Consider the following 20,302-nt stretch of genomic DNA (forward strand, 5'->3'; position numbering starts at 1 on the left):
TACCAGTCGAAATGTATCAATCACAATATCGAAACTACGGATGGTTTGATAAAGCTACCAAAGCTTGGTTGTATGAAGTTCAAAACAGGTAAAACTGTTCCTAAGATCATTAAATCAGTCACTGTCAAAAAGTCTTTTACTGGTAAGTATTATGCAATCTTACTCGTTGAATGTGAAAACCAAACGTTCGATAAGACTAATAAGACTATTGGTCTGGATATGGGAGTAGCCGACTTAATTATAGGTTCTAATAGCGAGAAATATCCTACCATTCGTTTCGATAAGCAACTAGCTAAAAAGAAGCACCAGTGGGAGAAGAAACTTGCTAGACGTCGTATTAGAGCATTAAAAGATATTCAATATCAAAACAAGCTCGGTTTAACTGGTGCCAAAGACATTTCTCAATACAAAAACTACATGAAGGCTAAAATTATGGTAGCTAAGTATAACGAGAAGATAGCTAATCAAAGAAACGATTACTTGCATAAGATAACTACTCAACTAGTCAAAGACAACGACATTATCATTATCGAAGATTTAAAGACTAAGAACATGATCAAGAACCATAAACTTGCAAGAGCTATCGCTAATCAATCATGGCGAAAACTAAGATTGATGCTTGAATACAAGTGTAAATGGTACGGAAAGCAACTTATTGTTGTTGATCCATTCAAGACCAGTCAAATCTGCTCTAATTGTGGTTACGATGACGGAAAACACACATTGGATATCCGACAATGGCGATGTTCTAAATGCAATGCCAAGCATGATAGAGATATAAACGCTGCCAAAAATATTGAATTAAAGGGCTTGGGACAAGCCTTAGTAAATTAGCTTTAACCTCTACTGATTAGTTGAAATACTGATCGGCAAGTTTGAAGTGTTCCTAGAAGCTCGTTACTTTAGTGACGAGTAGTTCACTTGGCATAATTTTTTAACATTCATTATAATGAACAAATATATTTATATTTCCGATCACACATAATATCAAAATATTTATCTAATGATATAGATATTATGTTATTTGAGCTATATAATTAAGATGTTTATACGGGCGGGATGTATAAACAAAATAACGAAAGTTATTGTTCAAAAGTGGTACTCCTTCTCAACTGCTTAAAGACTGGGGTTTGTGGTAGGCTCTAGTCTTATTCTCGCCAAGGGGGGCAGAGACTAGTGGTAGGTCTCTGCTCTTTCTTTATAATTAAATTTATAAAAGCAAAAAAAAAGGCTTAGATGCAAATGCGCATCTAAGTCTTTTTTACAAAGTTTGAATCGAGTAAGCTCTATCTTTGAGAACTAATAGCATTGCCTTGACGGTATCGATTGCCGTGAACAATGGTACTCCGTGGGCGATAGCCTCAGCTCTGACTTCGGCACCAGGATCGTCAAGTAAGTTATTGATGACTAGCTGGATATTTTTGTCGAGCATCATCTCGTCCAACTCTTCGGTCAGGATCGGCTGAACGTCGATCCCTTGTGCTTGCAGATAGTCGCTCTCCGTCACAGAAGATAGCTTGTAACCTAACTCGGAGAAGCCTTTGGCGAGTTCGATCAATTCATCGCTATCTTGTAATTCAGCGTCGATGACGATATTGCCAGCACTGGGGATGTGAGTTTTAGTAGCTTCAAAAGCCTTATATAGCGCCTTCTCCACCGTGGTATCAGTCCCCATGACTTCACCAGTGGATTTCATCTCCGGTCCCAAGAGACCGTCCACGCCTGCTAGCTTGAAGAATGAAAAGACTGGCGCTTTGACGTGAACTAAGTCATCTATCGGTGCTAAGCCAGTTTGATAACCTTGCTCTGCCAAGCTCTGACCTAAGATGACCTTCGTCGCAACTTGTGCCATCGGAATGTCCGTTACCTTACTCAAGAATGGTACCGTTCTGCTGGCTCTAGGATTGACTTCGATCACGTAGACTTCATCGTCATGGACGACGAATTGAATATTCATCATCCCGACACACTTCAAGTCGTAAGCTAATTGCTCAGTGATCTCCACGATCTGATCTTGAACAGCTTGTGAGAAACTCTGGCAAGGATAGACGGCCATCGAATCACCAGAATGAACTCCCGCACGCTCGATATGTTCCATGATGCCTGGGATCAAGACGGTTTCCCCGTCACAGATGGCGTCAACTTCACATTCCGTTCCGACCAAGTAATGGTCGATCAAAACTGGATGGTCGTGTGAGACTTTGACCGCCGTATGCATGTAGTGGTCTAGCTCGCTAGCTTGATGAATGATCCGCATGGCTCTACCACCAAGGACGTAGCTCGGACGAACGAGTACTGGATAGCAAACTTTTTCGGCGATGTCGATGGCGGCGCTGACCTCGGTCGCTGTATCACCAGTTGGGTGTTTGATGTTTGCGGCGTCGATGACTTTTTCGAACTCATCACGATCTTCAGCTCGGTTGATATCTTCAACTGTCGTTCCTAAGACTTTGATCCCATGGGCAGCCAGTGGTTCAGCCAAGTTGATCGCCGTCTGACCACCAAATTGTAAGACGACGCCTTCTGGTTGTTCGAGGTCGATCACATTCAAGACATCTTCTAAGGTCAGTGGTTCAAAGTACAGTTTGTCAGAGACGGAGAAGTCGGTCGAGACGGTCTCAGGATTACTGTTCATGATGATGGCTTCGTAACCGTGCTTTTGGATGGCCTTGACTGAATGCACTGTCGCATAGTCGAATTCCACGCCTTGTCCGATTCTGATAGGACCGGAGCCGATCACGAGGATCGATGGTTTATTGGTCACGATACTTTCGTTTTCGTATTCATAGGTCCCGTAATAATACGGTGTGCTGGATTCGAACTCACCCGCACAAGTATCGACCATCTTGTAGACCGGTTGGATCTGATGTGTTGCTCTGAACTGTCTGATCTCATCCTCAGTCTGATGCCAAAACTTCGCGATAGTCTCATCGGAGAAGCCGTTCTTCTTCGCTTCTAGCAAGACTTCATCGTCCTTTTGATGTTGTTTCAGTTTTGCTTCGATCTCAATGATGTGGAGCAACTTGTCTAAGAAGAACAAGTTGATTTGAGTTTTCTGGGCGAGTTTTTCGAGTGGCTCATTGCGGCGGAGTGCTTCAACTAGATAGAACAGGCGGTCATCTTTGGCATGAATTAGACCTTCGTCCAGTTCTTGAGTGGATAAGTCGTGTAAGTTAGCGTCGTCCAAGTAGTTCAAGCCGATCTCTAGTGAACGAACTGCCTTTTGCGTAGCTTCTTCAATGTTACGACCGATCGCCATCACCTCACCGGTGGCTTTCATCTGGGTGCCTAACAACCGATCGGCATTTGTGAACTTATCAAACGGCCAACGAGGTATCTTGCAGACGACATAATCCAAGGCCGGTTCGAATTCGGCATAAGTCGTCCCCGTGATCGGGTTGATGATTTCATCCAAGGTCAAGCCAACTGCGATCTTAGCGGCAACTTTGGCGATCGGATAACCAGTCGCCTTGGAAGCCAGAGCACTGGAACGACTGACTCTAGGATTGACTTCGATGACGTAATACTGATAGCTGTTCGGATCTAAGGCCAGTTGAACATTACACCCACCCTCGATCTTCAAGGCTCTGATCAGCTTCAGTGCGACATCACGCAACATCTGAACTTCCTTGTCGGACAAGGTCTGGACTGGTGCATAGACGATCGAGTCCCCCGTGTGGATTCCGACGGGGTCGAAATTTTCCATGTTGCAGACGACCATGGCATTGTCCGACGCGTCACGCATGACTTCAAACTCGATCTCCTTGTAGCCGGCAATGCTCTGTTCCAACATGACTTGAGTTACTGGTGAGAGGCTCAAGCCATTGTCGGCAATCTCGGTCAATTCATCGTCGTTATTGGCGATACCACCACCAGTTCCACCCATCGTGAAGGCGGGACGAACGATGATCGGATAGCCGATATTATTGGCTGCGATGACTGCTTCAGCGACTGTATGGACGATCGTTGATTCAGGGACTGGTTCGTGCAAGTCATTCATCAACTGACGAAACTTCTCCCGGTCTTCTGCTTGATCGATGGCGTCTAACTTGGTGCCTAATAATGTAATCCCTAATTCATCCAAGATGCCAGAGTCGGCTAATTCCATCGCCATATTGAGACCTTGCTGACCACCAAGAGTTGGCAAGATAGCGTCTGGTTGTTCTTTACGTAAGATTTGAGCGACGAATTGAAATGTGATCGGTTCGATATAAACTTTGTCGGCGATCTCTGTATCTGTCATGATCGTCGCTGGATTGGAATTGACTAGGATCACTTCATAGTCGAGTTCCTTGAGTGCCATGCAGGCCTGTGTGCCTGAGTAATCGAATTCGGCCGCCTGTCCAATAATGATGGGGCCAGAGCCAATTACCATAATTTTTTTAATATCAGTTCTCTTCATGCGCAACCTTCTCCTTTATGTTTTGTTCCATGAGACTCATGAACTTGTCAAAAATATAATCAGCATCGTGAGGACCGGGCGCTGCGTCGGGATGGAATTGCACAGAAAAAGCCGGATAGATATCATGTTGCACTCCCTCAACGGTATGATCATTGATCTCTTCATGAGTCACTGTAAGATCGGTACCTACGAGTGATTCGCTATCAACAGCATATCCGTGATTTTGTGACGTGAAATCTATCCGGCCAGAGTTAAGTTCACGAACAGGGTGGTTGAAACCACGATGTCCAAACTTCATTTTGAAAGTATCGGCCCCGTTAGCCAGTGAAAACAATTGATGACCTAAGCAGATGCCAAACATCGGTACGTGTTTTTCTACTTCTTGGATCATCGCTAATACATCAACGTCCTTAGGGTCTCCGGGTCCATTTGTCAGCATTACGCCGTCTGGATCCATCGCCAAGATCGTCTTTGCATCAGTCATCGCTGGTACAACTACGAGGTTACACTCTCGCTTCTTTAATTCTCTTAAAATCGAATGTTTCAATCCAAAATCGACCACTACGATTTTTTTGCCAGTCGCAGGGATGGAATATGTGTCGTCAGTAGAGCTAACTTCAACTTGGTCATGTCGCAAGCTGATTTTTCGCAAGTCTGATACAGTCGTGTCAGTTATCTCATCAACTAAAGTAGCTTTCATAGCACCTTTTGTTCGGATGTGTCTAGTAACTGCACGTGTATCGATACCACTGATTCCTGGGATTTTGTTCTTGCGTAAGAATTCATCTAATGACGCATTCATACGCCAGTTGTTTGATCGTCGGGCTAATTCGTGTACTACAACACCCTTTACGGTAGGGGCGTTTGATTCGAAATCATCGGGGTTGATTCCGTAATTACCAATCAATGGATATGTAAACATCAGTATTTCCCCATTGTATGATTGGTCGGTGATTGATTCTTGATATCCTGACATACCGGTACTGAAGACCAGCTCGCCGGCTGATGAAGCCTTTGCGCCAAATGCTTGTCCCGGATAGATATTTCCGTCTTCTAAAACTAAATAACGTTTCATTTAGACACCCTTTCTATGTGAATTAGCCTGTATTGATCACTGGAATTGAGACATTCAATTTTTGTGATTGTTAAAGATTTTACAACTGATTATTAAAAAATCAAATATTTTTTTAATCTATTTTTAATGATAGCAACAATAAAAGCCCCCAACCGCAAGGCTGAGAGCTCTATTCATAAAATCAAATTTATTTTTTAAGAATTAGTCGAATCGTCTAAGTCACGTTCGATATCCATACCATACAAGTCATTCACCGGTGCATCCTTTGGTGCTGGATGCACTACGAGAATCGTCGTGGCTCCTTTACTGCTGACATAGCCGACGAAGCTAGTCACTTCTTCAACGTAATATGGCAAGCCGTCAGAATGGATGATGTATTGTCCAGCAACGGGCATGTTCTCGACAAATACTTTGTTCATCCGAATGTAGTCGTCTCCATCATGGAGGACGATCAATACTTTATACATTTTTTGTTACCCTCCTTATAGTACCCTTTACTAAAAGTTGTAACATATTGGCGCCTGACTTGATAGTAATTTACTTGTGTCTGATCAGACGAACACGGTAGACTTCTGGGATACTTTGAATCATAGCCAGTGTTTCTTCGCTATTGTCACTGTTCAATCCGTCTACATCGATGATCGAATAAGCCGTATCTTTCTTAGCAGCATTTGACATGCTGGCGATATTGATCTCAAGCTTGGCGAGGATGGTTGTGATCTGTCCGACCATGTTGGGGACATTTTTGTGGATCACGGTGAAGCGATACGGTGCTTGGAATGGTACTTTCATCGCTGGCAAGTTGACTGACTGCTCCGTGTCACCAGTTTCAAGATAGTGCATGATCGTCAGTGCCGCTTGGGTCGCTCCGTTTGACTCTGCCTCTAGTGTCGAACCACCAATATGTGGTGTGATGATGACGTTAGGTTGGTCGGCGATGATCGGTTCACCGAAGTCAGTCACATAATATCTGATCTTCTTGTCGAGCACGCCCTCAAGCGCTACTTCGTTGTCAACGATACCGATTCTTGAGTAGTTGAATAAGATAACTTGGTCTTTCATGGCATTGACGACGTCACGGTCGATCAAGCCATCGGTCTCATCATTCTTGGGTACGTGGACCGTCACATAGTCAGCGTTTTTAACTGCTCGTTTGATCGTGTCCGCACGGTCAACTCGATTGTTGATATTCCATGCAGCGTCAGTTGACAGGTAAGGATCATAGCCGATAACATTCATCCCCAAGTCAAGTGCGGCTTCAGCGACTAACGAACCCACGTGACCTAGACCGATGACCGCCAACTTCTTGCCCTGTAATTCAGTACCATTGAACTTCGTCTTGTCAGCTTCCGTTCGCTTCGAGATGTCAGCTCCGACGTGGTCATTTGAATATTCATTAGCGGCGAAGATATTTCTTGAAGCCGAGATCATCAGTGAGATGACTAATTCCTTGACCGCATTGGCGTTACTACCGGGAGTATTGAAGACGGCGATACCTGATTCAGTTGCACGATGGATCGGTACGTTGTTCGTTCCTGCACCGGCACGGACGATGACCTTGAGGTGTTCAGGTAGTTGCTCTTCTCGTAAGTTGACCGAACGGATCAGATAGGCATCAGGGTCATCGGTCTGGTTGATTTGGTAGCGGCCATTAAAAGTATCGAGACCGCTCTTAGCAATGGCGTTGAATGTTTTGACTTGATAGTTGTTCATGTGGATTCTCCTCGTATGATTGATTGTATGATTGATTTTTTTATTTATGGGCGTTTTCGAATTCTTCCAAGAAGTCTGTTAGGGCTGTAACTCCTTCAAGTGGCATCGCATTGTACAAACTAGCACGCATGCCTCCGACTAGTCGGTGTCCTTTGAGATTGACTAGTCCACGTTTGGCCGCTTGGGCGATGAATTGTTGGTCTAGTTGTTCGTCCCCTGTCACAAAGGGAATATTTGTCAGTGATCTGTCTGCAGGTTTTATCAAGTTTTGGAACATTTCTGATTGATCCAAGAATTGATACAATTGCTGTGACTTTTGACGATTGATCTTCTCCATCTCAGCGATGCCCCCGATCTCCTTGAGCCACTTCAAGGTCAAGCCCGCTGCGTAGATGGCAAAGACTGGCGGTGTGTTCAACATGGAATTTTTCTTAGCTAGTAATTGATAGTCGAGCATACTTGGTAGTGGCTGTTGACCGATCAAGTCATCTCTGACGATAACGATGGTCAAGCCAGCGATACCGAGATTTTTTTGTGCCCCGGCGTAGATGGCTCCGAAATCTTCCACTCGATATTGTTGTGCCAAGAAGTTAGATGACATGTCACCGACTAAGGTGTGGTCAGTTTGAGGTAGTTTATCAAAGGCCGTCCCTTCGATGGTGTTGTTGGTGGTCAAGTGAATGTAGTCATAGTCTTGACCGTCATCTTGATATGTTGGCAAGCTGTGATAGTCGTCATCTTTTGATGTGGCAACAACTGTAACATCAGTTCCAATTCTTTGGGCTTCTTCACCAGCTCGCACTGACCAGTGTCCCGTGTCGATCAGACCAATATGATTGTGCACTGTCGCTAGGTTCATTGGCAAAGCTGTAAATTGTAAAGTTGCACCGCCTTGTAAGAAGAGTATCTTGTAGTTATCAGGGATATTCATCAATTCTTTCAAGTCGTTTTCAGCATCAGCGATGACTTGGTCGAACAAACTAGAACGATGAGAGATCTCCATGACGCTCATTCCTGAATCTTGGAATGAAGGGATATCTTCCTTGATCTGAGTTAGGACTGGCTTAGGCAACACTGCTGGACCAGCTGAAAAATTGTAAACTGTCATAATTGTTTCCACCTTTATATTTTTTTAGCACTTGATTTAGCACTGATTACGAAAAAAAGAGCCCTCACATTGTGAGGACTCAGGTACAAGAGTCTGAATTATTGCCCTCACAGCTTCAAAAAGAATCTTGAATCCATGAGGGCTTAACCGAAAGTTTAATAGGCCTACATGGATAACCGTGTAGACAAGGAGGAGCTTATTAAGCTAAAATGTAATTGCTTCATCATAATTAAAATACCTCCAATAAACTTAAGGACACTTTAACAATTAAACTGGGGAAAGTCAATCAGAAGGAGAAAAAAATGACAGAATTTTATTTCATCAGACACGGACAAACAGACGCCAATGCCGCAGGTATCAAGCAAGGGACGATCAATACCGAGATAACTCATCTCAATGACACCGGCAAGAGTCAAATCAAGAAACTACATCAGGTCTTCAACATTAGCTTCGCGGATGAATTGATTCACAGTCCGTTATTCAGGACTTCAGAATCCGCTGAGATCCTCAACGATGGTTATAATTTGCCCATGTCTACTGACAGTCGTTTACTCGAGATTTCATATGGGGAATGGGATGGACAAAAAAATTCTGAATTGCGCGAAAAATATCCTCGCTACTTCGATGAGCATCTGAATGATGTGATTCCAGAATACATCGAAGTGGCTACTAAAGGCGAATCATTCCCACAAGTAGTCGCACGCGTTAAGTCATTTATGTTAGAAAAAACACTCAACACGCCCGACAAAAAATACATCATCGTCACACACGGTTTCACTATCAAAGCCGCTGCCCTAGGTGTAGTTGAACCACAAAATCCAATGACACTGCCAGAACCGAGCAATGCCAGTGTGACTAAGATCGTCACGTTAGCCAGAAAACAAGAAATGTACTTGGAATACTACAACCGCGAGTTCAAATTTTAATTGGAAATGAAAAAGGATTAGTTGCCAAAATGACAACTGATCCTTTTGTTTTACTAATATCCTTCTGTATAATCGACAACATTTTCGACAACTTCACCGTTCTCTACATAGGACTTCAGATTACGCTTGAAGATACCAAAAGCACGGTCAGCATAGTGTACGCTCATGCCGGCATTGTGTGGCGTGATGATAACATTCTTCATCTCCCACAATGGACTATCTTCGTTCAGTGGTTCTGGAGTTGTGACATCCAGTGCTGCACCAGAAATCTTCTTATCTTGCAATGCAGCAACTAGATCATCCATGTTAGTCGTCTTCCCACGACCGATGTTGATATAAAATGCTTTTTTAGACATTTCATTGAATAATTCAGCATTAAAGATGCCTTTTGTTTCTTCAGTATCAGGCAATGCATTGATCACAAAATTAGCGTGCTTGACGCCTTCTTTGAATTCAGACATGGGGATCATCTCGTCAATATTAACATCAGTCTGATTAGAGCGACGAACGCCGACCGTTCTCATTCCCAATGCCTTAGCATATTGAGCGATCTTACTGCCGACATGACCGACACCTACGATCATTACCGTCTTACCATAGACTTCATTGTAAGGCTCGTCCCACTTCCACTCTTTCTTTGCTTGATGCAAGACTGACAAATTCATATTTCTCATTAGCATCAACATGTAACTCAATGTTTGTTCTGCCATATTGATAGCATTAGCGCCTGAACCATTTGTCAAAGTAATGCCCTTGTCTGATAGCTCACGCAGTGGCAATGATTCCACTCCGGCACGAACCACTTGAATCCAGTTCAGGTTAGAACTTTTCAAAATATCGTCCTTTAACGAATTAGACCAATTGAACAAAACTTCAGCGTCATCTAAATCGGCCGCTGTAACATCCTCTGGTGCAGCAACTTTTAGTTCGACACTAGGAATTCTCTCGATTCTTTCTCTCTGGTGATCTGTCAAATTTACCAAGCTTAGAACTTTCATATCCACTACCCTCTTATTTAAATTTTATCTTCAATTATAAGCATAACTTACAAAACTATCCAGTTTTCCATTTAATCTCTTAGAATATAGACAATATGTGGTACACTTATAATTGTTGCTCGTAAAATTTGATTTTTTTCTGTAAATGTGATAAGTGCTTTTCAGATTGCGGAATGAATCAATTTTGCGGAGATAAAATTTTTTAATAGGGGTAAAAAACAATGCACTATACGTTATTAACGCGATGTATTGCGGAATTCATTGGTACTGCAATCATGGTCGCTCTAGGTAATGGTTCTGTTGCCAATGTTGAATTAAAAGGGACTAAGGGATTCCACGGTGGGTGGATCTTGATCGGGTTCGGTTATGGTATCGGTGTTATGATACCAGCGATGATGTTCGGACCAGTTTCTGGTGGTCAGATCAACCCAGCTATGACTCTGGCGCTAGCCGTCAATAGCGAATTCCCTTGGGCAGAAGTTGGACCATATTTGATTGCTCAATTCTTGGGAGCTATTTTTGGGCAATTGTGTGTGGTAGCGGCTTACAAGCCATATTATGACAAGACTGAGAATCCGACAGCTATCTTGGGAACTTTCTCAACTATCGATAACGCTAATAGCCGTTTAAACGGATTCATTAACGAATTTATCGGTACTTTCTTATTGGTTTTCGGTGCAGTCATGTTAACTTCTGACCGTCTCGAACCACGTACCGATTTCATCGGTTTAGGATTCTTGGTTATGTGTTTAGTTATTTCATTCGGTGGTCCAACTGGTCCAGCTCTTAATCCAGCTCGTGACCTTGGCCCTCGTTTACTACACGCTCTATTACCATTCTCAAACAAGGGCTCATCACAATGGAATTATTCTTGGGTTCCAATCGTAGCGCCTATTTTGGGTGCTATCGTAGCCGTGCAGGCCTACAGCTTGATATTCTAAAGTGTTTTAGAATCACAAAAATAGGACGAACAAAATCTTTTGATTTTGTCCGTCCTGTTTTTTCACTTATTATAGGCAATTCCACGTTTGAGTCGTTTCCAAAAACTAGAATCATCAGTTTGTAACATCAGACCTTGATAGATCTTACCGATATACCAAGCCATCAAGATGATCGTCACGACCAAGATGGCTAAGGAAATCGTCATTTCAAGTGGTGTCACATCATTGTTGATGACACGCATCGGCATGAAGTATGACGAGAAGAATGGTACGTAGGAGAAGATCTTGACGACGATCGAATCAAGATTGTTTTGGAACGGAAAACTGAGAAAGAAAGCTAACATGCTCAGCATCGTAACTGGCTGTGCTGCCTTGGAAGCATCCTCTGACTTAGCGACGAGCGCTCCACAGAGTGCGGCGAGAATAGTATAGATAACTACCCCTAATAGTAAGTAAACCAAATTGATACTCAAGAGATTGTGTAAGACGGAACTGACCAAGTCGTGATTGTCAGCGATGAAGTCCTTGGTCAGTGACGCATGCTGGGCGAAGGCGAACATCCCCCAGCCGCCAACGACATAGATCAGTATCTGCAACAAGATAACTAATAACACGCCGAGGATCTTACCGATGAAGTACTTGCTGGCAGTCGTACTGGAGAAGATGACTTCCATGATCTTAGTTCCCTTCTCAGAAGCGATCTCCTGAGCCGTGATGGCAGTATAGGTCACGAGGATCATGTAGACGAAGAAGACGATGATCCAAAACGAAAGCATCTTGGCGAGATTGGCATCCCCCGTCTGCTTACTAACGACTTCCTTGAAGACCGGTTGGCGCTCTAGAGCTGTAGTTTGTGTCTCCATCAGCCGTGCACTGGCGTAATTCAGCTGTTGCTGGACCCCAGCCGTGAAGATGGAGAGCTTGCCTTTTAGTTCACTGTCGATCGAGCTAGAGCCGTGATAGGTGGCGATCACTTGATCATTAGCCACCTTGAAGACGATGTAACCGGACAAGTCGTCCTTTTTTATCTTCTTATCAGCGGCCTTGATCGACTTAACACTAGTATTCACGTCATCTTTGTTTTGTTTGATGAAGGCTTGTTTCAATTCTGGCTGACCGAAGACGGCGACATCGCTACTACCAGAAGAACTGCTCGCACTCATGAAGCCGGCGCCGATACTGATGCCGAAGACTAAAAATGGCGCCAGTATCAACATGAGAAATCCCCATGACTTGACTTGTCTCCAGAAGGTCTCAAGTGTTACGATCCAAAGTTTATTCATGATGGTCACCCGCTTTCATCCGGAAGATTTCATTCAAGGTCGGTGGCTGTTGGCTGAATTCTTGGATGTATTGACCGTGGGTCAGAGTATCGAAGATTTCTTTTCCAGCCTGTTCATCGTCCAAGTGCAACAAATAGCGGTCATCACCACGTTGCGTGACTGATTCGACATGCTCCAACTCAGACAGCTTCGCAGCACTCCAGTCAGTCGTGACGAATAGTCTCGTCTTACCAAACGTATCGCGAACTTCTTCGACCGTACCGTCCAAGATGACCTGTCCGTTCTTCAACATGACCAAGCTGTCGCAGACTTCTTCAACGTTAGCCATATCGTGACTGGAGAAGATAATAGCGGCGCCATTATCTCTGGCTGTCAAAATAGACTGCTTGAGTAGATCAGAATTGACCGGATCCAAGCCACTGAAAGGCTCATCTAAAATAATTAATTTGGGATCATGGATCAATGTACAGATCAATTGGACTTTTTGCTGGTTACCTTTTGAGAGCGACTTGATCTTGTCCTTGCGTCCCCCTTTGACTTCGAACTTGTGTAACCAACGTTCGATCTCAGGGCGAATTTCTTTGGCAGGTTTGTTCTTCAATCTAGCTAGATAAACGATCTGTTGTTCTACCGTCAACTTTGGCATCAAGCTTCGTTCTTCCGGTAAGTAACCGATCTGATCGAAGACGGATTCCGTTATTGGCTTATCTTCCCAAGTTATTTCCCCTTCGTAATTCAAGAAGTTCAGAATGCTGTGAAACGTCGTAGATTTACCCGCACCGTTTTGTCCGATCAGTCCTAAGATATGCCCGTTAGGTATCTCAAAACTGATGTCATCCAGTGCTTTTAATGAGCCAAAATTCTTGCTGACATGCTTGACCTGTAACATTTTGTCGCCCCCCTTATTATTATCTAATAAGTATACCTTATATTATTTTTTTTAGATAATAATACGGATGATAATGTGGTAGCATATGAATTGATATTAGGGGGCAACAGTTATGACAGATCAACAAAAGGGACTCTTTTATGCAATTGCTGGTCCAGTACTCTGGGGGTTTTCTGGAAGCATTGCGCAATACTTATTTAGCTTTGAAAAAATTCCAACGCAGTGGTTAGTAGGCTTGAGATTGATACTCGCTGGGATACTCTTAATTATTTGGTGTGGAATTTCGATGCCGCACGAGCTTTTTTCGATACTAAAAAAACCGAAGTATATTTTTCAATTACTATGCTTCGGCTTACTAGGGATGTTGCCAGCGCAGTACACGTACTTCATGGCGATAAAATACGGCAATGCTCCAACGGCAACGGTCTTACAATTTTTAGGACCATTATTTATTATTATTTATTTATCGATCAGAAACCTCAAGGCACCTCGAAGAATCGATATCTTGTCGATTGCCTTAGCCTTGTTGGGCACGTTCTTATTGGTCACACACGGTCATTGGAACACACTGGCACTCTCACCACTTGCCGTCATCTGGGGCGTGGGTTCAGGTCTCAGTCAAGCATCATATACTCTCTTACCACGTGAACTCCTGAAGAACTTTGATGCTCGCATCGTGACTGGCTGGTCCATGCTCTTAGGCGGAATCGTCTTCGCACCAGTGGCACATCTGACCCAAGTTCCTGCTTTGACTATGAAGGCTTGGTTGTTGATCGTCTTCATCATCATCGGTGGCACGATGTTCTCGTATTTATTTTACTTGCAGAGTTTGAACTACCTGACGGCAACGACTACTGGCATGCTGAGCGCCTTTGAGCCTCTGACAGCGACGATTTTGTCAGTCACCTTACTCAGCACACACATCGGCGGACCTGAGATCATCGGAGCTCTATTGATCCTAGCCATCACCTTCTTACAGTCACTACCACCACGCCTTTTCTTCAGTCGGCGCAGTCAGTCGTGATCATTAGTTTTGGTCTAGCTTAGCGTAGTCTTCGTCAGTCACTTTTTCTAACCATTCTGAGCTACCCTTAGTGATAGCTACATGGCTGAACCAGCTGTCCTTAGTAGCACCATGCCAGTGCTTGACACCTTCATGGATAGCGACGACGTCACCTTGCTTCAACAATTGAGCTGGCTTGCCGGCTTCTTGGTACCAACCTTCACCACCAGTTACTAGCAAGATCTGGAACCCATCATGATGGATGTGCCAGTCATTACGACATCCCGGTTCAAATGTTACATTGCCGACATTGACATCGATATTGTCATCAGCGGCTAATAAGTTCTTGAGGTAACTTTGACCGATAAAGTACTTGGCATAAGCTTCATTCTTATCGCCAACTGGAAATACACCTTCGTTTTTTAATTCTTCAAATTTTGCCATTTATTTTACTTCCTTTGATTTATTCTTGATTACAGAATCATTAAACTACTTCAAGTTAACTTTAAGTCAAGCAATTATTCAAAAAAAACTCCACTAAAAAAGGATTGAGTGCGCTCAATCCTTTTTTGCTTCTCATTGGTCATGATTCAAACGTTTCAAATAAGATGCGAAGTCTTCGCTGTCTTCAATGTGTCCGTTGACCTTGTTCTTATACCAGTCCAACTTGGCGTTTAAGATGGTCCAGCTCTGTTGTAGCTCGGCGAATTGTTGCTCAAAGTCGTCATGGACTTCCTGCAATAATTCTATTCGCTGATTGATCGTCGTATCACCCTCGGCACGTAATTGGACGTACTGCTTCAATTGTTCGATCGTCATCCCCGTGCTTTTGAGATGCAACAAGAACTTGATCCAGTCGACATCTTGATCAGTATAATAACGCAAACCATTCTCAGTGCGATGCGGTTTGATCAAGCCTTCTTTTTCGTAATAACGCAGCGTCGGACTGCTCAAGCCGCTCAGTTCTGCGAAGTCACCGATACGATATTGTTTATTTGTTGATGTTTGGTTCATTTCATCGTCCCCTTTTGGAGTTAACTTGAAGTTAGCTTAAAGTTAACTCCAAGTTAAGCACAAATCACCAATCAATTCCACTGTATCAAAAAAGAACTGAAAAAAAATTCAGTCCTTTGTTGATTATTCGTTAGATTTCAAGGCACCGATCATGTCGACACCCTTGAGTTTTTGATGCGTGATCAACATGACGATCAAGGTGAAGACGATCATCAGCACGGTCGCGACGATATATCCAAATAGACTTATCGTCAGTGGGAAGATGACTAACGCGGTGGATGCTTGATTCAAGATGTAGGCGGTCAGTAAATTACCTACCCCGTATCCGACCACGATGCCCAAGATAGTCAGGATGATATTCTCACGCACGATGTACATCGTTACTTCATTATTGTAGAATCCTAAGACTTTGATCGTCGATAATTCTCGGATTCTTTCGGAAACATTGATATTAGTTAAATTATAAAGAACGACAAATGATAATACACCTGACAGCAAGATGAAGATCAAAACAATTGGTTTTAATGACGATGTCATCTTAGAAATCGTCGATTCTTGATCATGTGTATAACTAGTACCCATCACTTGTCCATGCTTCAAGAGCTTGTTTGCCAAGGAATTTCGTTGACTGTTAGTCTGAGACTGCAACTTAACTAAGAGCGTGTTGACCTGTGGTTGCTTGCCGAATAATTCGTTATAAGTATTTTTATTAAGATACATAAAATGACTGACGAAGTTCTGGGTGATGGCAGACACTTTTATCTTGCCACCATTCCCATTGGCATTTTTCACGGTGATAGTATCGCCTGCCTTGACCTTGAGGATATTAGCCATCTTCCTCGTCAAGATCACTTGATCGTCTCGCAAGTGCAGTGTCTGATTCGACTGGTAGTCTTTCAAGTGAATGTATTGGTCGAACTTATCATTCTCCGGTGTGTAAAAGTTCACATCATCGACTTGTTCACCATTGGCACTGACTTTGCCAGTTGTGGAACTGATCTTACTACTGCCACGATACTGTCCATTGTCGTTGAGTATCTCAGTCGCTTTGTTGGACTGACCATTCTTAGCCAGCCTGACGACAGCTTGATAGTCGAAGATTTCATTGTATTGACGTTCGCCACTGGCACCGATGGAGTTTTGAATCCCAAACCCCGTCAGGATCAGTGCCGTTCCACCGGCGATACCGATGATCGTCATGAACATTCGTGACTTAAACCTAAATAAATTACGATAGCTGACTTTGCGATTGAAACTCAAATGATTCCAGAGTGGTTTGATACGTTCCAACAAGATTTTCTTCGCCGACTTAGGTGCTTTGGGACGCATCAAGGCTGACGGTCCTTCAGACAATTCACAGCGCACGACGATCATAGCCGCTCCAACTGTTGCTAACAAGGAGAAGACCAGTGCGATCAAGACGATCACCCATTGGAACTTCACATCCCACGTCAAGGGGATGTACTGCTTATACAGCGCTAAGACGATCCTCGGTAGACTCTCATTACCGATCACCGCACCTAAGATCGTTCCGATCAGGCCTGCGGCTAAGGCATAATAAAAGTAATTTTGGGCGATCTCCCACTTGGTATAACCGAGTGCCTTGAAAGTCCCAATCTGACCTCTCGCTTCTTCGATCATTCTGGTGATGGTAGTGAAGGTGATCAGCGCAGCAATCAGGAAGAAGAAGACGGGGAAGACATTGGCGATAGCGGCGATTCGATCAGAACTCTCACCGTAGGCAGAGAAGCCTGGTAAGTCCTCTCTAGTCTGCCACGTATAACTCGTCTTGGCTTGTTTATCGAGCTTGTCATACGCTGAGGTCAATTGGATCTGTTGTGAATTCAGCTGTGCTAACTGTGCGCTGACATCACTCGTAGCAGTTGCCAACATCAATTGTGACTTGGCCTCATTTAATTTGTTTTGTTGCTCATCTAGTGTTTGTAGATTATCACCGACTAGGGCTTTAGAACGTTGTTCAGCTCGTCCTTTGAACTCTGACTTGAGTTTTTTGACCTTAGCATCGACACTATCTTGGTAACTATCACTGAAGGTATTCTTCGTCTGTAAATTACTGAAGCGGACGTTCAATTGTGTCGCAAAGGGTAGATTCATCTGCTGGTCATAAATATACGCAAATATTCTGACCGTCCCATCGCCGACATTACTCGAACCACGAGATTCATTGTCGATATACTGGGGTGAATTGGCGAACCCTACGACTTGATACGTCCGTGATTTCAGGTCAGCCGACTGGTCGAAGGTGAACTTGTCACCCAGATGATAGCCGTACTTGGTCTTGGCTGCTTGATCCAAGATGATCTCATCTTTATTCTTAGGCAAGTGACCGCTTCTAATAATTAATTTATTTTGTTTATTAGATTTTTTGTAGCCATAGAGTGCTACTGCCACGTGACTTTTGCCGCCGACGACTTGCTTATACTTGACCGTCTCGGCACTAGCTCCAGCCACCTTCTCAGCCAAGCTGACATCTTTGGTTGTGAAGCCAGTATTTGATGTCAGCTGAACGTCAGACAGCTTGTGACTAGTCACTGTAGTATTCAGCGAGTCGTTCAAACTGGGACCAGCGGCTTTGACACCTACGAAGATCAAGACCCCTAGCATGATGATCAAGATGATGGCGATGAAGCGACCTTTTGACTTGGCGATATCTCTAAACATGTTTTTAGTCAGTGGTTTCAATATCTTCACCTACCATTCGATATATTGTACAGGCATAGGATTGAGGTTGTCTTCGATCGAGCGAACTCGTGCATCGTTGATCCGAATGATTCGATCAGCCATTGCTGCTAGAGCGGAATTGTGCGTGATGACGACGACAGTCTTATTGTTCATGTGACTAGCATTTTGTAACAAGGTCAAGACTTGCTTACCCGTCTCATAATCTAGGGCACCAGTAGGTTCATCACACAATAACAACTTAGGATTCTTTGCCAGAGCACGGGCGATAGCGACTCTTTGTTGCTCCCCACCAGATAGTTGCGATGGGAAATTATCGATACGGTCGCTCAATCCCACTTGATTCAGTATCTGTGTGGCATCTAAGGCGTCATCGACGATAGCCGAAGCTAATTCGACATTTTCCTTGGTCGTTAGATTAGGGATCAAATTATAAAATTGAAACACAAAACCAACGTCGTTACGGCGATACTCGGTCAATTGTCGTTCTGAAAAACGAGCGATATCGGTTCCGTCAATGATCACCTGACCGTCACTCGGAGTATCCATCCCCCCTAAAATATTCAAGACTGTTGATTTACCCGCCCCACTAGGACCAAGGATCACAGTCAACTTGCCTCGTTCAATATCAAATGACAGATCATTATTAGCGATGATCTGCGTCTCTCCCATCTGATAACGTTTGAACTCATGTCTAACTTCGATATATGCCATTAAGTCACCTTCATCTATAAAAAAAGGCCAGACAAAAGTCATAGCCTCTTAAATTTTTAAATTATCGTAATAATTATAGCATTTTTTAGAAAAATAATTTTGGAACAAAAAAATGCCGTAATATTTTACGACATTTTCTTTTGTAATTCTTGATCGTATTTTCGAGTTACTGGCATCAAAATTGTGAATAGTCCACACAACAAAGTTCCGACCCCAGCGATGATAAACAAGCTATGCACGCCGATCTTATCTGCCAATGGACCAGCAAAGACTAGTCCGACTGGACCGGAGATACTCATCAATGAGTTCAAGATACCTAAAACTCGACCGAGGTTTTCAGGTGGGTAACTCTGTTGGATCATCGCCATCAATAAGGTATTGAAAAATGGTGTTGCCAAACCGGAGATGGCATTCAAAACCGCAAACCACAAGAATCCGGTCTGATTACCCGGCAAGATCCCGCTGAGTACGTAAGCGATACCCATGATCCACATGGAATTGAGGATCGGCTTCATCCGATCCGACCAGTTTCCGAGGAAGCCAATAATAGCTCCACCCGCCAACATCCCGACAGAATACACGACTTCGATGATACCAGCTTGCGCTACTGTCCCGTGGAAGTACGACATCGTCATCAGTGGATACATACTAACTGCAGGCATGAATAATAGCGTGAAGACCGTCCCCATCAAGGTGATATACCAGAGACCACGATTGGAGCGTAATTGATTCAAGCCGAATTTTACATCAGTCAACACGTGTACTCTCTCATCATAAACAGGGTTCTCAGGAATTATTACAAAGACGATGATCGCTACACCGATGATGGCACCTAAGACATCTAATAGAATTAAGTAGGCGATCGGTACGATTGAGAACAAGAAGGCTCCCAAGGCAGGTGCAATGATCATATTAGCCGATTGGACCATCCCCAATTGCCCATTCATCTTGGTGATTTGATTCTTGGGCACCATCGTTGGCATGATCGACTGGATCGTCGGCATCTGAAATGTCTGTGCGATCGAGCGCATCAGTAGTGATACGAAGATCAACCACAATGGAAAATCCTTGTTGACGATTCCGACGACCGCTAAGATGATCGCCAAAATAGCGGCGATGATATCGGGTACGATCAACAAGAACTTCTTGTTAGTTCGATCGACGAATGGACCGACAAACGGACTCAACAAGACCATCGGTAACATCCCCAATAAGGTCGCAAAACTCAAAATAGTCGCCGAACCAGTCTCCTTGGTCAAGTACCAGATGATGGCGTACTGCACTACCATACTAGTGATTCCCGACATGAACTGCCCGAACAAGAATAAGTATATATTGCGACGCCAATTCGGAATCGCAAAAGTATTTTCTGACATAAAATCCCTCCCTTAAGTGAATTTCACAGAATTAGAATTATCACATGATAACGTTCACAAGTCAAGGAATTATATTTAAAATTGATAAAAAATATCAAATAATATTTATATTTAATAAGATTTTCATTTTATTTTTAATCAATCTATTAAAAAAATAAAA

Annotated in this window: 17 protein-coding genes; 4 read left to right on the top strand and 13 right to left on the bottom strand. The window is 43.5% G+C overall.

Translation table 11 applies throughout. The features are described from left to right. On the top strand, window positions 1-834 hold an 834-nt coding region (locus AC27FM_RS10145; RefSeq protein ID WP_487087963.1), incomplete at its 5' end, for an RNA-guided endonuclease TnpB family protein. 427 nt (window positions 835-1,261) lie between these two features. Here the strand turns inward: AC27FM_RS10145 and carB are convergent. The 5 genes from carB to serC form a co-directional block, all read right to left on the bottom strand. Next, window positions 1,262-4,402 carry a carbamoyl-phosphate synthase large subunit gene (carB, locus tag AC27FM_RS10150; RefSeq protein ID WP_487087965.1) on the bottom strand — a complete coding sequence of 1,047 codons (3,141 nt, stop codon included), beginning with the start codon at window positions 4,400-4,402 and terminating at the stop codon, window positions 1,262-1,264. Continuing rightward, window positions 4,389-5,477: a carbamoyl phosphate synthase small subunit gene (locus AC27FM_RS10155; protein WP_487087967.1), complete on the bottom strand. Its 1,089-nt coding sequence runs from the start codon at window positions 5,475-5,477 to the stop codon at window positions 4,389-4,391. The genes carB and AC27FM_RS10155 overlap by 14 nt, the downstream gene beginning before the upstream one ends. A gap of 194 nt (window positions 5,478-5,671) precedes the next feature. After that, entirely contained in the window at window positions 5,672-5,944 is a 273-nt protein-coding gene (locus tag AC27FM_RS10160) for a LysR family transcriptional regulator (RefSeq protein WP_487087969.1), read from the bottom strand. A 70-nt stretch (window positions 5,945-6,014) separates the two neighbouring features. After that, window positions 6,015-7,190, bottom strand: coding sequence for a phosphoglycerate dehydrogenase (locus AC27FM_RS10165; protein ID WP_487087971.1), 1,176 nt, complete (start codon window positions 7,188-7,190; stop codon window positions 6,015-6,017). 40 nt (window positions 7,191-7,230) lie between these two features. Beyond that, window positions 7,231-8,298 (bottom strand): 3-phosphoserine/phosphohydroxythreonine transaminase, encoded by a 1,068-nt coding sequence (gene serC, locus AC27FM_RS10170; protein ID WP_487087973.1) that lies wholly within the window; start codon window positions 8,296-8,298, stop codon window positions 7,231-7,233. Between the two features lie 302 nt (window positions 8,299-8,600). Between serC and AC27FM_RS10175 the strand changes: the two genes are divergently transcribed. Then, on the top strand, window positions 8,601-9,224 hold the full coding sequence (locus tag AC27FM_RS10175) for a histidine phosphatase family protein (protein WP_487087974.1): 624 nt from the start codon (window positions 8,601-8,603) through the stop codon (window positions 9,222-9,224). Between the two features lie 53 nt (window positions 9,225-9,277). On the opposite strand, the gene AC27FM_RS10180 is transcribed toward AC27FM_RS10175, so the two are convergent. Continuing rightward, window positions 9,278-10,222 carry a D-2-hydroxyacid dehydrogenase gene (locus AC27FM_RS10180; RefSeq protein ID WP_487087976.1) on the bottom strand — a complete coding sequence of 315 codons (945 nt, stop codon included), beginning with the start codon at window positions 10,220-10,222 and terminating at the stop codon, window positions 9,278-9,280. 221 nt (window positions 10,223-10,443) lie between these two features. On the opposite strand from AC27FM_RS10180, the gene AC27FM_RS10185 reads away from it, so the two are divergent. After that, the gene (locus AC27FM_RS10185; protein WP_487087977.1) at window positions 10,444-11,163 is read left to right on the top strand and encodes an MIP/aquaporin family protein; all 720 of its coding nucleotides are present in this window, start codon (window positions 10,444-10,446) and stop codon (window positions 11,161-11,163) included. 62 nt (window positions 11,164-11,225) lie between these two features. Here the strand turns inward: AC27FM_RS10185 and AC27FM_RS10190 are convergent, their stop codons facing one another. Both AC27FM_RS10190 and AC27FM_RS10195 read right to left on the bottom strand, forming a co-directional pair. Continuing rightward, window positions 11,226-12,446 carry an ABC transporter permease gene (locus AC27FM_RS10190; RefSeq protein ID WP_487087978.1) on the bottom strand — a complete coding sequence of 407 codons (1,221 nt, stop codon included), beginning with the start codon at window positions 12,444-12,446 and terminating at the stop codon, window positions 11,226-11,228. Further along, complete coding sequence (locus AC27FM_RS10195; protein WP_487087980.1) at window positions 12,439-13,335, bottom strand: ABC transporter ATP-binding protein; 897 nt, start codon at window positions 13,333-13,335, stop codon at window positions 12,439-12,441. Before AC27FM_RS10195 ends, AC27FM_RS10190 begins: the two co-directional genes overlap by 8 nt. A 112-nt stretch (window positions 13,336-13,447) precedes the next feature. On the opposite strand from AC27FM_RS10195, the gene AC27FM_RS10200 reads away from it, so the two are divergent. Beyond that, window positions 13,448-14,359 (top strand): DMT family transporter, encoded by a 912-nt coding sequence (locus tag AC27FM_RS10200; protein ID WP_487087981.1) that lies wholly within the window; start codon window positions 13,448-13,450, stop codon window positions 14,357-14,359. A gap of 3 nt (window positions 14,360-14,362) precedes the next feature. Here the strand turns inward: AC27FM_RS10200 and AC27FM_RS10205 are convergent, their stop codons facing one another. The 5 genes from AC27FM_RS10205 to AC27FM_RS10225 all read right to left on the bottom strand — a co-directional run bounded on the left by AC27FM_RS10205 (window position 14,363) and on the right by AC27FM_RS10225 (window position 20,142). Then, window positions 14,363-14,782, bottom strand: coding sequence for a cupin domain-containing protein (locus AC27FM_RS10205; protein ID WP_487087983.1), 420 nt, complete (start codon window positions 14,780-14,782; stop codon window positions 14,363-14,365). Window positions 14,783-14,914: 132 nt separating this feature from the next. Then, the gene (locus AC27FM_RS10210; RefSeq protein ID WP_487087985.1) at window positions 14,915-15,352 is read right to left on the bottom strand and encodes a MerR family transcriptional regulator; all 438 of its coding nucleotides are present in this window, start codon (window positions 15,350-15,352) and stop codon (window positions 14,915-14,917) included. A gap of 123 nt (window positions 15,353-15,475) precedes the next feature. Then, window positions 15,476-18,055: an ABC transporter permease gene (locus AC27FM_RS10215; protein ID WP_487087986.1), complete on the bottom strand. Its 2,580-nt coding sequence runs from the start codon at window positions 18,053-18,055 to the stop codon at window positions 15,476-15,478. A gap of 9 nt (window positions 18,056-18,064) precedes the next feature. Next, window positions 18,065-18,766 carry an ABC transporter ATP-binding protein gene (locus tag AC27FM_RS10220; protein WP_487087988.1) on the bottom strand — a complete coding sequence of 234 codons (702 nt, stop codon included), beginning with the start codon at window positions 18,764-18,766 and terminating at the stop codon, window positions 18,065-18,067. A 125-nt stretch (window positions 18,767-18,891) separates the two neighbouring features. Beyond that, window positions 18,892-20,142 (bottom strand): MFS transporter, encoded by a 1,251-nt coding sequence (locus AC27FM_RS10225; RefSeq protein ID WP_487087990.1) that lies wholly within the window; start codon window positions 20,140-20,142, stop codon window positions 18,892-18,894. Window positions 20,143-20,302: the final 160 nt, after the last annotated feature.

It is taken from the genome of Companilactobacillus sp. y65-5 (assembly GCF_057541095.1).

Excerpts from the sequence above, each read along its gene's own strand:
- AC27FM_RS10160 (WP_487087969.1), bottom strand. The coding sequence starts at position 5,944 with ATGTATAAAGTATTGATCGTCCTCCATGATGGAGACGACTACATTCGG.
- AC27FM_RS10220 (WP_487087988.1), bottom strand. The coding sequence starts at position 18,766 with ATGGCATATATCGAAGTTAGACATGAGTTCAAACGTTATCAGATGGGA.
- AC27FM_RS10175 (WP_487087974.1), top strand. The coding sequence starts at position 8,601 with ATGACAGAATTTTATTTCATCAGACACGGACAAACAGACGCCAATGCC.
- AC27FM_RS10190 (WP_487087978.1), bottom strand. The coding sequence starts at position 12,446 with ATGAATAAACTTTGGATCGTAACACTTGAGACCTTCTGGAGACAAGTC.
- AC27FM_RS10225 (WP_487087990.1), bottom strand. The coding sequence starts at position 20,142 with ATGTCAGAAAATACTTTTGCGATTCCGAATTGGCGTCGCAATATATAC.
- AC27FM_RS10180 (WP_487087976.1), bottom strand. The coding sequence starts at position 10,222 with ATGAAAGTTCTAAGCTTGGTAAATTTGACAGATCACCAGAGAGAAAGA.
- serC (WP_487087973.1), bottom strand. The coding sequence starts at position 8,298 with ATGACAGTTTACAATTTTTCAGCTGGTCCAGCAGTGTTGCCTAAGCCA.
- carB (WP_487087965.1), bottom strand. The coding sequence starts at position 4,402 with ATGAAGAGAACTGATATTAAAAAAATTATGGTAATTGGCTCTGGCCCC.
- AC27FM_RS10200 (WP_487087981.1), top strand. The coding sequence starts at position 13,448 with ATGACAGATCAACAAAAGGGACTCTTTTATGCAATTGCTGGTCCAGTA.
- AC27FM_RS10155 (WP_487087967.1), bottom strand. The coding sequence starts at position 5,477 with ATGAAACGTTATTTAGTTTTAGAAGACGGAAATATCTATCCGGGACAA.
- AC27FM_RS10185 (WP_487087977.1), top strand. The coding sequence starts at position 10,444 with ATGCACTATACGTTATTAACGCGATGTATTGCGGAATTCATTGGTACT.
- AC27FM_RS10195 (WP_487087980.1), bottom strand. The coding sequence starts at position 13,335 with ATGTTACAGGTCAAGCATGTCAGCAAGAATTTTGGCTCATTAAAAGCA.
- AC27FM_RS10205 (WP_487087983.1), bottom strand. The coding sequence starts at position 14,782 with ATGGCAAAATTTGAAGAATTAAAAAACGAAGGTGTATTTCCAGTTGGC.
- AC27FM_RS10210 (WP_487087985.1), bottom strand. The coding sequence starts at position 15,352 with ATGAACCAAACATCAACAAATAAACAATATCGTATCGGTGACTTCGCA.
- AC27FM_RS10165 (WP_487087971.1), bottom strand. The coding sequence starts at position 7,190 with ATGAACAACTATCAAGTCAAAACATTCAACGCCATTGCTAAGAGCGGT.